9 protein-coding genes are annotated in these 13,301 nt (G+C 64.9%); 1 reads left to right on the forward strand and 8 read right to left on the reverse strand.

What is annotated here, in order from left to right; genetic code table 11:
* From iolE to BLQ71_RS05755, 4 genes are all read right to left on the reverse strand, one after another.
* Window positions 1-900: a myo-inosose-2 dehydratase gene (iolE, locus tag BLQ71_RS05740; protein WP_074621040.1), complete on the reverse strand. Its 900-nt coding sequence runs from the start codon at window positions 898-900 to the stop codon at window positions 1-3.
* A 39-nt stretch (window positions 901-939) separates the two neighbouring features.
* Complete coding sequence (iolD, locus tag BLQ71_RS05745; RefSeq protein WP_074621041.1) at window positions 940-2,760, reverse strand: 3D-(3,5/4)-trihydroxycyclohexane-1,2-dione acylhydrolase (decyclizing); 1,821 nt, start codon at window positions 2,758-2,760, stop codon at window positions 940-942.
* A gap of 3 nt (window positions 2,761-2,763) precedes the next feature.
* Window positions 2,764-4,662, reverse strand: coding sequence for a bifunctional 5-dehydro-2-deoxygluconokinase/5-dehydro-2-deoxyphosphogluconate aldolase (locus BLQ71_RS05750; RefSeq protein ID WP_074621042.1), 1,899 nt, complete (start codon window positions 4,660-4,662; stop codon window positions 2,764-2,766).
* 365 nt (window positions 4,663-5,027) lie between these two features.
* On the reverse strand, window positions 5,028-6,059 hold the full coding sequence (locus tag BLQ71_RS05755; protein WP_043135906.1) for a LacI family DNA-binding transcriptional regulator: 1,032 nt from the start codon (window positions 6,057-6,059) through the stop codon (window positions 5,028-5,030).
* Between the two features lie 136 nt (window positions 6,060-6,195).
* Between BLQ71_RS05755 and BLQ71_RS05760 the strand changes: the two genes are divergently transcribed.
* Window positions 6,196-7,320: a Gfo/Idh/MocA family protein gene (locus BLQ71_RS05760; RefSeq protein WP_074621043.1), complete on the forward strand. Its 1,125-nt coding sequence runs from the start codon at window positions 6,196-6,198 to the stop codon at window positions 7,318-7,320.
* Between the two features lie 6 nt (window positions 7,321-7,326).
* On the opposite strand, the gene BLQ71_RS05765 is transcribed toward BLQ71_RS05760, so the two are convergent.
* From BLQ71_RS05765 to BLQ71_RS05780, 4 genes are all read right to left on the reverse strand, one after another.
* A complete protein-coding gene (locus tag BLQ71_RS05765; protein WP_043135913.1) occupies window positions 7,327-7,797 on the reverse strand; it encodes a MarR family winged helix-turn-helix transcriptional regulator in 471 nt (156 codons plus the stop codon).
* Window positions 7,798-7,970: 173 nt separating this feature from the next.
* Window positions 7,971-8,771 (reverse strand): OmpA family protein, encoded by an 801-nt coding sequence (locus tag BLQ71_RS05770; RefSeq protein ID WP_074621044.1) that lies wholly within the window; start codon window positions 8,769-8,771, stop codon window positions 7,971-7,973.
* Window positions 8,772-8,784: 13 nt separating this feature from the next.
* The gene (locus tag BLQ71_RS05775) at window positions 8,785-11,289 is read right to left on the reverse strand and encodes a DUF4384 domain-containing protein (protein ID WP_074621045.1); all 2,505 of its coding nucleotides are present in this window, start codon (window positions 11,287-11,289) and stop codon (window positions 8,785-8,787) included.
* 43 nt (window positions 11,290-11,332) lie between these two features.
* Window positions 11,333-13,216: an SH3 domain-containing protein gene (locus BLQ71_RS05780; RefSeq protein WP_175459223.1), complete on the reverse strand. Its 1,884-nt coding sequence runs from the start codon at window positions 13,214-13,216 to the stop codon at window positions 11,333-11,335.
* Window positions 13,217-13,301: the final 85 nt, after the last annotated feature.

The raw sequence follows: 13,301 nt of genomic DNA on the forward strand, positions 1-13,301 counted from the left end.
CTACCCCCTGTCCAGCCCGGTGGCGCGGGCGGTGTCCCGCAGCGTGGTCAGGCCAAGGGTCTGGTATTTCACCGGGTCGCGCTCCTCGGGGTCCTGTTCGGCCTCGATCACTAGCCAGCCCTCGTAGCCCGTGTCGGCCAGGATCTGCAGGCAGGGGGCAAAGTCGATCGCGCCCTCGGCATCGCCGGGCACGGTAAAGACGCCCCTGCGGACACCTTCGAGAAAGGTCAGGTCTTCGCCCCGGACCTGGTTCATGATGTCGTCACGGACGTTCTTGGCGTGGAAATGGCGCACGCGGGGGGCGTGGCGGGCCAACACTTCGGCCGGGTCGCCGCCGCCGAAATAGCAATGCCCGGTGTCGAACAGCAGATGCGTGGCCGGGCCGGTGGCGGCCATCAATGCGTCGATGTCCTCAGGGCTCTCGACGATGGTGCCCATGTGGTGGTGATAGACCAGCGTCAGGCCCTGCTCGGCGGTGAACTGCGCGATCTCTTCCAGCCTGGCGCCATAGGTGGCCATTTCCTCGGCTGACAGCCGCGGGCGTTGCGACACCGGCGTTACCTGCGAGCCATGCACGGTGTTGGAACATTCGGCGGCGATACAGACCGAACAGCCGTTCACCTTCAGCATGTCCAGATGCGGCTGGATCGCCTGTTTTTCCTCTTCGACGGAGCGCGCGCACAGTTCGAGCGAGTACCAGGCCGAGGGCAGCACCAGCCGGTGACGGCCCAGCAGCTCCTTGAGCGCCTGCGGATCGGCGGGCCAGCGGTGCCCGCCCTCGATCCCGGCGAACCCGATTTCGGCCGCCTCGGAGAGGATCTGGTCTGTCGGGATATGGGCGCCAAGCGTCTGGTCGTCGTCATTGGCCCAGGCGATGGGGTTGGTGCCGTAGCGGATCATTGGCATGCCTTTCCTAGGGGGCGGATGTCACGGCCCATGTCAGATGCGTTCCTTGAGCTGTGCCTCATAGCCCTTGCGGGCCTCGGTCACTTCCTCGCGGGCCGAGACCTCGGGGACGGCCACGTCCCACCAGTGTCCGCCATGCGGCGTGCTGGGGTAGGGGTCGGTGTCGATCACCACGACAAAGGGGCCGGTGGCGTCTGCGGCGCGTTTCAGCGCCTCTTCCAGTTCGGCGATGGTCTGCACATGGACCGCCGCCGCCCCCATGCTGGCGGCATGGGCGGCGAAATCTATGTTGCTCTGCGCCACGCTGGAGTGGTCGAAAAGGTTGTTGAACTCGGCCCCGCCGGTGCCCATCTGCAGCCGGTTGATGCAGCCAAAGCCGCGGTTGTCGGTCACGACCAGGGTGATCTTGATCCCCATCGCCACCGCCGTTGCCAGCTCGGAGTTGGCCATCATGTAGCTGCCGTCGCCCAGCATGCAGACCACGTCGCGCCCGGGCTGGGCCATCTTGATCCCCATTGCGCCGGCGATCTCGTAGCCCATGCAGGAGAACCCGTATTCCATGTGATAGGCGCCGGGGCGCGGGGCCTTCCACAGCTTGTGCAGCTCGCCCGGCATGGAGCCGGCGGCGCACATCACCACCGTGTCCGGCCCGCTGGCACGTTGCACGGCGCCGATCACCTGCTGGTCCGTGGGCAGCTCGTTGCCATCGGCGGGCGCATCGGTCAGCGGATCGACGGCGGCGAACCAGTCCTGCTTCAGCTGCGCCGGGACATCCCCGGCCCGGTAGGAGGTCAGCTCCAGCGCCAGTTCCGTCAACCCGGTCTTCGCGTCCGACAACAAGGGCAGCGCGCCGTGTTTCACCGCGTCATAGGCGTTGACGTTCAGGCTCACCAGCGTGGCCGCCGGGTTCTTGAACACCGTCCAGGAGCCGGTGGTGAAATCCTGGAACCGGGTGCCCACGCCCAACACAAGATCCGCCTCGGCGCAGATGGCATTGGCCGACGTGGCCCCCGTGACGCCCACGGGGCCAAGGTTCAGCGGGTGATCCCAGGCCAGCGCCGACTTGCCCGCCTGCGTCTCGACCACGGGGATGTTATGCGCCTCGGCAAAGCCTTGCAGGTCGCCGCAGGCATCGGCGTAATGCACGCCGCCCCCGGCGACGATCACAGGGCGCTTGGCCGCGCGGATCTTTTCAACAACCCGGTGCAATTCGTGGTGATCGGGGCGGATGCGGCGGCGATACCAGACGCGCGGCTCGAAGAAGCTGGTTGGATAGTCATGGGCCTCGGCCTGCACGTCCTGGCAAAAGGCCAGCGTGACCGGCCCGCATTGCGCCGGGTCCGTCATCGTGGCCATCGCGCGGGGCAGGGCGGTCAGCAGCTGTTCGGGCCGGGTGATCCGGTCGAAATAGCGCGAGACCGGGCGGAAACAGTCGTTGGCCGACACGGTGCCATCCTCGAAATCCTCGACCTGTTGCAGCACCGGGTCCGGGCCACGGTTGGCAAAGACGTCGCCCGGCACCAGCAGCACCGGCAGGCGGTTCACATGCGCCAGCGCGGCGGCGGTGACCATGTTGGTCGCCCCCGGCCCGATCGACGATGTGACCATCATCGCCCGCTGCCGCCCGCTCTGCTTGGCAAAGGCTATCGCGCTATGGGCCATCGTCTGTTCGTTGTGGCCGCGAAATGTGGGCAGCTCTTCCTGCGCCTGGTACAGCGCCTCGCCCAGCCCGGCGACATTGCCGTGGCCGAAAATGCCCCAGCACCCGGCCAGGAACCTCTCGCCATCCTCGGTCATCTGCGCCGAAAGATAGCGCACCATCGCCTGCGCGGCGGTCAGTCGGATCGTCGTCATGTCTCAGTCCTCCCCGCGTGCGGCATCCCAGTGGCCGCAGAGGCGTGCGAAATTGTCCGTCATCTGCGCCACCGCGTCCGCGTCGCTCATGGCGCCTGTCATCCAGGCCTGCGCCGCGTCGGCAAAGATCGTGCGGCCCACGGCAAAGCCCTTGACCAGCGGGAAACGCGCCGCGACCTTGAAACTTTCCTTCAGCGCAGCCTCTCCGGCTCCCAGGCCCAACACCACGATACCACGGGTGTTGGGATCGTTCTCTTCGATTGCCTGCACGGTCTTTTGCCATGCCACGTCCGAGGTCATCGGTTCCAGCTTCCACCAGTCGGGATAGACGCCCAATTCGTAGAACCGCCGGATCACCTTTGCCGTGGTGTCGTCATCGACCGGCCCGGCCTTCGACGGGATCACCTCCAGCAGGAATTCCAGCCGGTTGCGCCGCGCGGCATGGAACAGGCGGGTCACGGTCGCCTCGTGGTCGGCGCGCATCTCGGGCGTGTCGTCGGGGTGGTAAAAACACAGCACCTTTACGACGTGGTCCAGCGGCCATTCGTTCAGCCCGCCGAAATCCGGCCCGATCTCGGGTTCCAGCGTCAGCGGGCGCGATCCGGGCCATTCCACCGGGCGCCCGATCCACAGACCCGTTCCGGCAGCCTTGTAAAGCGCATCGCGCCCCAGGCGGCTGTCCACCAGCAGGCCGTAGCCGGGCCGCCCGTCCGCCACCTGCTTGCAGGCCTGCAGGCACAATTCCTTGAAGGCACCGATCTTCTCGGGCGTGGCGCCGTCCAGCGCTTCCATCTGCATCCGGTGGTCAAAGGCAAAGACCCGCATGGTCGACCAGTCGCCCTTGCGGTTGGTGGCCCAATGCACCTGTTCCAGCTCGGCGTCCTTGCGCAGGGCCTTTTCCTTGACCCCGCGCTGCAGGAAAAACTCCAGCTCGGCCCAGGAGGGATAGGCGGGGGTGCAGCCGTGGCGCGAGACGGCGAAGGCGCCGCAGGCGTTGGCATATGTCAGTGCGGTGGGCCAGTCCCGGTCGGTCAGCCAGCCTTTCAGCAGGCCGGACATGAAACCGTCACCGGCGCCCAGCACGTTGAAGACCTCGATGGGAAAGCCCGGGCCGCTCTGGCCCTCGTCCAGGGTATCCGCGATCTCGCCGGTGAAGGCGACGGCGCCCATCGGGCCGCGCTTGCAGACCAGTGTCGCGCCCGAGACCTTGCGGACATTGCGCAGCGCCTGGATCGTGTCCGTGGTGCCGCCGGCGATATGGAACTCTTCCTCGGTGCCGACGATCAGGTCGAACAGATGCAGCGTGCTTTGCAGCTTGGCCGTGACCGCGTCCGAGGCGATAAAGCGGTTTTCGCCGTCACCGTGCCCGGACAGCCCCCAGAGGTTCGGGCGATAGTCGATGTCCAGCGCCGTCTGCATCCCGTTCCCGCGCGCGATGTTCAGCGCCTTGAGCACCGCCGCTTCGGTGCGCGAATGTGACAGGTGCGTGCCCGTGGCGACGACTGCCCGCGCCTGCGTGATGAACCCCTCGTCGATGTCATCCTCGCACAGCGCCATGTCGGCGCAGTTGTCGCGGTAGAAGATCAGCGGGAACTGTTCCTGGTCGCGGATGCCCAGCAGCACCAGTGCGGTCAGGCGCTCAGGATCGGTGACGACGCCGCGCGTGTCGACGCCCTCCTTGAGCAGCTCCTCGGTGATGAACCGGCCCATGTGTTCATCGCCCACGCGGGTGATCAGCGCCGATTTCAGGCCCAGCCGCGCGGTCCCGGCGGCGATATTGGTGGGCGAGCCGCCGATATACTTGTTGAAGCTCGCCATATCCTCGAGCCGCCCGCCGATCTGCGCGCCATAGAGGTCCACCGAGGACCGGCCAATGGTGATCACATCCAGGGTCTTGCCCATGCCTATCTGCCTTTCCGGATCGTCGAAACATCCGCGCCGCTCTCCTCAGCGCGGCGCATGTTGGCGCAAACCTGAGCCGAGAGGGGCCCGCGGTCAATTCCCCGCAATCCGAATCCTCTCATTCATGAGGGTCTTTGATAGGTTCTGCGAGAGGGTTTTCTGCCAAATGAGATGAAACGTCTCAGGCGAGGTCGTGTTGGACCGTTTTGATCCGGAGGCACCGGTATGTCCGACGCGTTCTTGCGACTGGAGGTCGGGACGTTCTGGCGTAGTGAGTCCGCCGGTCTGAGGGTTTTGTACAAAACGCAGAAAACGCTGTACGTTTTGTACAAAACGTACAAGGCCGGGTGGTCGCGCCAAGATGGTCAAACCGACTCCGGCAGGTAGAGATCGGGGCGCAGGAAATGCTGTCCGGGGGTGGGGCTTTCCTGCTGCTGAACGGCGGAAACCATCAGCGCCACCGTGTCGTTGCACAGCTGTTCCAGCGGCGTGGCAATCGACATCTCTGCATAACGATCGGCCAGCGCGGCACGCGATTCTGGGATCAGTTCGTGCAGGATCAGTGTCACCTGGCCGGGCGCCCGCGCCTCGCGCAGGGCGGCAATCGCGCCCTCCATGCCGCCGCCCGAACAGTACAGCCCCTTGAGATCCGGATGCCGCTGCAACAGTTCCAGCGTGGTTTCGTAGGTCAGTTGCCGCGTCTCCAAGTTCACCATCGTGTCGAGGATGCGGAAGTCCGGCGCGAACTCCCTGAAATAGCTTCGGAAACCCGTTTCTCGCAGCTCGTGCCCGTGCCAGCGGTAGCCGCCGACGAAGACCGCCAGCTTGCCCGGGCTGCCCACGGTGCGGAACATCATGTGGGCAGCGATGCGTCCCGCCTTCATGTTGTTCAACCCGATATAGCCTTGCCGCACGCCCTGCGCGAAATCGTTGAGCATGGCGAAACAGGGCACCCCCTGCGCCTGCAACTGGGCAACGGTATCGGTGATCTGGACGTGGTTGACCGCCGAGGCCGCCAGCGCATCGCAGCGGTCGGCCAGGCCGGTCAGCAAGCCCGCGATGTCGCCGGGGCTTTGCGAGGGCGCGAATTCCACCGCGAACGACCCGCGAATGCCCGGCGCCCGCGCCACAGCCGCCTCCATCTCGCGCGCGACGTCCTGCCAGAACGGCTGCCGCGCCTTGGGAAAGACAAAGCCGAATCGCACCTCCGGCAGGTCCGCGAACATCCGCTGCCCGATCAGCGCGGCGGCATGGTAACCGATGCGTTGGGCGGCCTCGTAGACGCGGCGAGCGGTCTCCTCGCGCACCTTGGCCCGCCCGTTCAGCACGCGGTCAACGGTGGCGACGCTGACCCCCGCCTCGCGGGCCAGATCGGTGATGGTCGGACGTTTGGCCATGTCATGTCCTGACGATTGATGAATTGTGCGCGCGCATCATGAGGGTTTTTGCAAGAAATCCAATCCCCCGGTTGCAATCTCTCTGGGAAGAATCGCGTCACGCGGCTAGGGCTGAGGTGCAAAACAGGAGGGCAGCATGGCAGGATTGGGGATCGGGCTGATCGGGACGGGCTTCATGGGCAAGACCCATGCATTGGCCTGGGGCGCCGCGCGGGCGGTTCTCGGGCGCGACCTGCCCGAAGTGCGTCTGGAGATGCTCTGCGATACGCCCCAGGACCGAGCCGCAGAGATGGCGGACCAGTTCGGCTTTGCCCGTGCGACAGGGGATTGGCGCACGCTTGTCACCGATCCGGCGGTCGACGTGGTCTCGATCACCACGCCGAACAACCTGCATCACGAAATGGCCTGTACCGCGCTCAGGGCGGGCAAACATGTCTGGTGCGAAAAGCCGATGGCGCTGACCCTGGCCGAGGCCGAAGAGATGGCGCAGGCGGCGCATGAGGCCGGGACCGTCACGATGGTAGGCTACAACTACATCCGGAACCCGGCCTTTCTGCACGCGAAAAAGCTGATCGAGGAGGGGCGCATCGGCCGTGTCGTGCATGTGCGCGGCTGGGTGGACGAAGACTACCAGGCTGACCCCGATCTGCCCTGGACCTGGCGTGCGCGGCTGCAGGACGCGGGCCTTGGCACGCTGGGCGACCTGGGCTGTCACCTGGTGTCGATGGTGGTTGGCCTTGCCGGACCGATCGAGAGCCTTGTCGCCGACACGCAGATCATCCACGACACGCGCCCCTTGCCCGACGGATCGGGCCGGGGCGCGGTCGAGAACGAGGATACGGCGACGGCCCTCTTGCGATTTGCCAATGGCGCGCATGGGTCGATCTCCAGTTCTCGGTCGGCCTGGGGCCGCAAGAACAAGCTCGATTGGGAGGTCCACGGCACCAGGGGGATGATCTGCTTTGCACAGGAGCGGATGAACGAATTGCAGGTCTACCTGAACGAGGGGCCCAAGGCGGAACAGGGATTCCGCACGATCCTGACCGGCCCGGAACATCCGCCCTTTGGCGCCTTTGTGCCTGCGCCTGGGCATCAGCTGGGCTTTGGCGACCTCAAGACCATCGAGGCGGCGGACCTGCTAACGGCCATCCGCGACGGTGGGCAGGCCTATCCGTCGATGCAGGACGCCTTGGTGTTCGAACGTGTGATCCACGCCATCGCCGACAGTGCCCGGCGGGGCTGTTGCCGGGTGACCCTCTAGGCTTGTTCAGACGTTCGGGTCCTCGGCGGCCTTTTCCAGCGTGTCGAAGGTCTGCATCAGCAGATCGATCTGGCTTTTGTCCAGGTAGGCGCGCAGGGCCTTCTGGCGGGCCTGCATCCTGGGCATCGTGCGCTCAAAGACCTCGCGCCCCTTCTCCGTCAGGTCGAGGTACAGCGCGCGGTTGTCTGTCTGGTCGCGGGTCACGCTCAGGTAGCCCTCGGCGTTCAAAGACTTGACGTTGCGGCTGATCAGACCCTTGTCCATCGCGGTCATCCGCGACAACTGCGCCGAGGTGCAGGGCCCTCCATCGCCGATCACGGCGATGATGCGCCATTGGGTGATGGTCACGCCCGAGTGTTCCCGCAGGATGCGCGAGGCCTGCGCGTTGAGCTTGGACTGCACCCTGGCAAAGCGATAGGTGAGGAAATTGGCCAGCGGGGCCCGCTGCGGCCCGCCCGTGTCGTGATTGGAGTCCATTCGAAATTCTGTCCTTGCCCGGAAGGTAATGCCCAGAGGCGGCGCGCCCATGACAAGGTAGCTGTGCCATTCCGGGTCAGGCAAGTGTCAAACCGTGCTATTTGCGGCCCACCTGGGACAGGAGAACGGTTTAGGACATAGGCCCCGCCCGGTGACGGGCGGGGCCCGCGGTGTCAGTACTGGCAGACCGTGGTTGCGGTCTGCAGGACGGCGCCGGGCGTGTTGGGCAGGCGCATGAAGGTCACGCGGCGGTTTTCCGGCGCGTCGGGGTAGGCCTCGTTCTTGAGGACATATTCCCCCCAGCCGACCGGGTAGAGCGGCACGCCCACATAGGCCCCTTCCAGGATACGCGTCACCGAGGCCGCGCGGCGCAGGCTGAGATCGCAGTTGTAGCCTGCCGAGCCAACGGCATCGGTGTGGCCCACGACCGCATAAGAGGTGCCCTGCAGCGCGGGATCGTTCAGTGCGGCGATCAGCGTGTTGATCTTGCCGCTCTGGTCCTGCCGGACCTTGTCGCTGTCATAATCGAATTCGATTGTGATAGCGACTGACGGGATCACGACCTTGCCCGTCTTGGGCGGTTCAGGAGCGTCGTAGTTCAAAGGTTTCGGCTCGTCGTAGCGCGCCGTCACGGGCTCCTGGGGCTTGGGTTTCGCCGTGTCGGTGTAGGTCGGTGTGGGCGGAGGGGGGGCCTTGCTGACAGTGACCTTGTTGTTGTCCAGGTCCAGCACCAGCGTTTCATACTCCACCCCCGGTCCCGCGCTTTCCAGCGCGATCCCGTCCGGGTCGATATCCACACCGGCGCAGGTCGCTGCGTCGGGGTTTAGCAGGCAATTGGCCATCGCGCTTTTCGGCTGCGGTTTGATATCTACCAGGGGATCGTCGCCCGGGATGAAGATTTCGCCACTCTGCGCAAGGCCTGCCGCAGGGGGCAGGCCAAGGCAGAGAGCGACGCCAAGGAAAAGCTCTCGCATCGCTCTCGTCTCCTCAGTAATCGCGGACCACGACCGAGATCTGGGCCTTGGTCACGTCGGGGTTGTGCTTGGACACGGCGCGGTAGTCTACGCCGCTTGCGGTGTGCTTCTTGTCCTTGGCGTCTGCGTCGAGGTCAAGAATGAGGGTTTCCTTGACGATGCCCTCGTAGTGATCCTTGGAGACGGTCTTGTGACCGGCTGCGCAGGACACCTTGGAGGTATCGCGGGTCGCCTTCTTGATGGCCGCGTCGCCACCGTTGCAGATCGCCAGGATTGTCTCCAGCCCCGGTTCGGAGGTGCGCAGCGCGCCCTTCGGCGGGAAGACGTACTGGGTGCCGCCCGGGATGACGATGTCATCGAGGCCCGGGAAGGGGTACAGCACGCAGCTGTCGTGATCGTCGTCGATCGAGATCAGCGTCAGGCGGCAGTCGTGGCGCGGTTCGATGAAGACCCGCAGTTCGTCACCGACCTTGTAGGTGGGCTTGTCGGTGTAGACGGTCAGGTGGCTCTGGGCCGCGGCCGAATGCTGGACCGGATCATAGTCGTCGCCGTACTTCTTGGCGTCGTCATGCGTCTTGATCGGTTCCTTGCCGGTCACGACATAGTCCTTGTCCGTGGGCGTGTAGTCGGCGTCTTTCTTGACGACCTTGGTGTCCACATAGCCATCGTCCTTGATCACTTTCACCTTCTTGGCCGGCGGCTCGTAGTCGGTGTCCTTGACCACCTGCTTGACCGAGTAGGACAGGTCCGCCGTCACGACATGGTCGGTCTTGTACGGGTAGTAGTCCGTCAGTTTTTCAAGCAGGACCGGGTAGGCCGCCGTCCATTCGTCGCGCGCAATCGGCGAGGTGTCGAGACGGGTCAGCAGGCTGGCCATCTCGTGCCCGGCAAAGGCCATCCGGCTGCGCAGCGCGTCCGAGGTCAGGCCAAGTTCGTTGGCCGCCTGGTCGAAGTCGATGAAGTAGTCGACGTGGTAGACGAAGAGGCCGCGCACCGGCTCCAGGCCTGCGGCCTTGGTGTCGGGTTCGATGCCTGCGCTGGCCAGGGTGTCCAGGAAGGCTTCCATGTCGCGCTGGAAGTACTCGTTCACGACATCCTTGCCGGGATAGATCGCGTCGATGGTCTGACGCGCCGAGGCCGACAGGGACAGGTTGTTCAGGGCGACGTCACGCACGGTGTCGTCGTTGAACCGCATGCCCTTGGAGTGGCACGAGATGCACGAGATGCCGTTGACCACCTCGCCGGTGCCGTCGGGATAGTCGGTGTCGCGCACGATCGAGGTCGGGCCGACGTTCAGACGATCGCCTTCGGCGGTGTTGAGGTAATAGGCGTGGAAGCCGTTGGGCAGGGTGAATATCGACTCGCCGCCATCGTGGAGGAAGGCAAGATCGGGGCCGTAGGCCTCTGTCGGACCCAGCGGGAACTCGAAGAAGCTCTGACGCTTGGCCGACCCGGCAAAGTCATAGGAGGTCCAGAAAAAGCCGGTGCCCATCGGGTGACGTTCGATCAGGCGGTTGTGCGTCGACACGCCCGAGTCCTGAAAGCCGGCGCGGATGACCTGCTCGTTCAGGATGTTCTTCTTCATGTCGATGTTCAGCAGCTTTTCCAGCCCATGCACCGTGTCGGGCAGGCCCAGCATGTCATAGTACATCGGCGAAACCGAAGCGGTCGCGGCGAACCAGTCGGCGCGGATGATCGGGATCTTGGTCCCGGCCAGGTGCTGCAGCGAGCCCAGGTAGGGGTCGGTGTCGCTTTCCATGCCGTAGGGGTACTGCGCTTCCATGTAGCCCCAGGTTTCATGCGTCCAGTCGAGATCGGGCAGGAAGACGCGCAGCAGGATGCCGTGCTCGTCGACCTTTTCGAACTTGTAGACGTTGGGGTTCCAGCTCAGCGCGTTCAGCAGCTTGACCGTCGCCGCCAGGTAGGCGGTGTAGTTCTCGTCGGTGACGTCCGGGTCGTTCCACATCGGCCGCATCGAAATATAGCGGACGCGGTCACGACGGTTGGTCGGCAGGCTCTGCATGTCGGCATGGGCCATCGCGTACATGTCCGCAAGCGAGATGTAGGTGCGCGGCTCGGGCGCGGTGTCACCCAGAGCGACGATCCAGTCCTGCAGTTGCTGCAGCTCTGCCTCGTTCGGCACGCAGCTGGGGTCCCAGCAGTTGTCGGGCATCGCCGGCGCGCCGCCGGTGATGACCTGGTACAGCTTGGATTTGGACGGTTCGCCCACGGCCACGAACTTGGGGTCATGGGACAGGCGGCGCAGGTCGAGGACGTGGCCGAAACCCGCCTTCGGCGTGGTCAGCCCGTCGCCGAGCGCGCCTTGCTGGTGGCAGTCGGCGCAGTACTTGTCCAGAACCGCGTATGCTGCCTTTTCCTGGGCGGTCGCATCGGCGGGCAACTGGTAATCCAGCTCCTCCGGGTCGACCAGCTTGGTCTGGTCCTGCGCCAGTGCGGGCAGGCCGAAAGCGGTCGTCAGGGCGATGACGCTCACCTTCATCAGGTCGTTGGGTTGCATAACATCTTCTCCTGTTCAAAGAGGGATTGGGGTGGAATTCGAATTATTGGCACCGGATCGAGAGGTATTTCTTCGAGGCCCAGCCGGTCACTCCGCCTCTGCCCCGGTGGGGGTTCTGGCACTGTCCCGAGAGGCAGCGGACCTGGGCCCAGTTGCCGCTCTGGTTCAGCACCCTGAGGGTGTCGCCGAGATATGTCTCGGAGATGATCCGGCCGCGGGTACTGGCTTGCGTCCGGATGTTCAGGAAGCCGCTCCCGTTGTTGCGGGTGTGACTGTTGTAGTGGTTCAGGTTCACCACGGTGGCGGTACATTGCGTCACCGGGCGCTGGCGCGGCTTGTCCGAAGCCAGGTAGCGGTTGGAGACCCAGCCGTCCTGGCCGTTCGACAGGCGCACGTTGTTCCAGCCGCCGTTCTGGTTCAGCACGGTCACCTTGTCGCCAAAGTCGATCCGGTTGACGACGCCGTATTGCGTGCCCGGCCCGGAACGGACGTTCAGGTGATCGGTCCCGGTGACATACATCGGGAAGGTGCGGCTGGGCGGCGGTGTCACCACCTTTTCCGGCGTCTTGAGAAAGGTGATACGGTCGATCACCACGCGCGAGATGCAATCCGTGTCTGCGCCGCAGCGATCGCGGGTGTTTATGCGCCAACTCTGCTGGTCGGATGCACTCACCGGGCGCGCGGGGTTCTTGTAGGCGCGCTCCATTTCCTCGTCGAGGCCGGCAAGGTAGCGGTCACCGCAGATCGTGCGCTCGGTCGTGTTGAGGTTGGGCGAAGTGCACCACCACAGCAGCGGTTCTTCGGGGCGGGTATCGATCACTGGGGGAACCGGCTCTTCGGGTGTCTCGGCAATGGTGCATTGGCGCGCGACATAGGACTTGGCCAGGATCGAATAGCCGTGGTCGCCGCAGACCTGCAGGTAGGCCTCGTAGGCAAAGCATTCGTCGAATTCCTTGGCCTCGGCATAGAGCGCGTCGCACAGCGCCAGTTCCGGGGCGAGCTCTTCCGGCGGCAGCGGCCGGCCGCTGCCCTCCTCGCCGGGTGCCGGGGCCGGCGGTGGCGTGACGGGGTCCGGGGCGCCGGGCACGACGGCGGCCTTGAGCACCGTGGACTGGGCCAGGATGTCGGCCATCGGGATGGCATAGTTGACCGCGTCGCGGTTCGACCCGGCATGATGCAGGCCGACGACCTTTTGCAGAGAGGCGTCGATCACCGGCGAGCCGGAGTTGCCCGGCAGCGTGTCGCAGGTGTGCAGCAGCTGGCGGTTCGACAGGGCGGGCGCATTGGCGCGGCACTTCTCGCGGCTGATGCGCTGGGCTTCTCCCATCGGGTGGCCGATGACCCAGTAGGGATCGTTGTCCTGCGGCGTGACGGCGGCCAGGTCCAGCGTGCCGAAATCGGCCGAGGGATCGCCGATCACCTCGAGCACTGCGTAATCGAGATCCTTGGAGGTCTCGACCGGCGTCGGCACGACCGTGTAGCGGCGGGTTCCCTCGTCGACGCCCGGCTGGCGATAGCCGGCCACGAAAAGGATCGAGTCGATCCGCGTGGCACCGGCCCGTTCATTGTCGAGGATGCCGGGCACGCAGTGATGATTGGTCAGGATGTGCTTGTCGTCGACGATGAAGGCGGTGCAGGGGTAGACGCCGGTATCGGTGAGGATGTCCAGACGGCCCACGGCCAGCCCCATCTTGGAAAAGACGCTGTTGGGGGAATAGTTCAGGATCGGCTCGTTGTTGTAGTCGCCGATGGCAAGTTCGAGGTTGATGTCGCTGCCGCCGCCTGCCGTCTGGTTTCGGCGCAGAACGACACTGCCAAAGCTCGTCCGGTCGAAACCGACGAACTCCTGCGCCCGGGTTTGAACGGGCAAAAAGGCCGCCAGTCCCAGCGAGGTGATCAGTGTGGCCATTGCAGCGGCGGTACGCACGGTATCCATCCTTCGAAAAAAGGTTTGTCATCAAGATGATTTCAGTTTGTTCAGAAGGGGCCGTTGCGTCAACGAAGGAAAACCC

Source organism: Antarctobacter albus, assembly GCF_900101505.1.
Classification (GTDB): domain Bacteria; phylum Pseudomonadota; class Alphaproteobacteria; order Rhodobacterales; family Rhodobacteraceae; genus Antarctobacter; species Antarctobacter albus.

Excerpts from the sequence above, each read along its gene's own strand:
- iolE (WP_074621040.1), bottom strand. The coding sequence starts at position 900 with ATGATCCGCTACGGCACCAACCCCATCGCCTGGGCCAATGACGACGAC.
- iolD (WP_074621041.1), bottom strand. The coding sequence starts at position 2,760 with ATGACGACGATCCGACTGACCGCCGCGCAGGCGATGGTGCGCTATCTT.
- BLQ71_RS05750 (WP_074621042.1), bottom strand. The coding sequence starts at position 4,662 with ATGGGCAAGACCCTGGATGTGATCACCATTGGCCGGTCCTCGGTGGAC.
- BLQ71_RS05755 (WP_043135906.1), bottom strand. The coding sequence starts at position 6,059 with ATGGCCAAACGTCCGACCATCACCGATCTGGCCCGCGAGGCGGGGGTC.
- BLQ71_RS05760 (WP_074621043.1), top strand. The coding sequence starts at position 6,196 with ATGGCAGGATTGGGGATCGGGCTGATCGGGACGGGCTTCATGGGCAAG.
- BLQ71_RS05765 (WP_043135913.1), bottom strand. The coding sequence starts at position 7,797 with ATGGACTCCAATCACGACACGGGCGGGCCGCAGCGGGCCCCGCTGGCC.
- BLQ71_RS05770 (WP_074621044.1), bottom strand. The coding sequence starts at position 8,771 with ATGCGAGAGCTTTTCCTTGGCGTCGCTCTCTGCCTTGGCCTGCCCCCT.
- BLQ71_RS05775 (WP_074621045.1), bottom strand. The coding sequence starts at position 11,289 with ATGCAACCCAACGACCTGATGAAGGTGAGCGTCATCGCCCTGACGACC.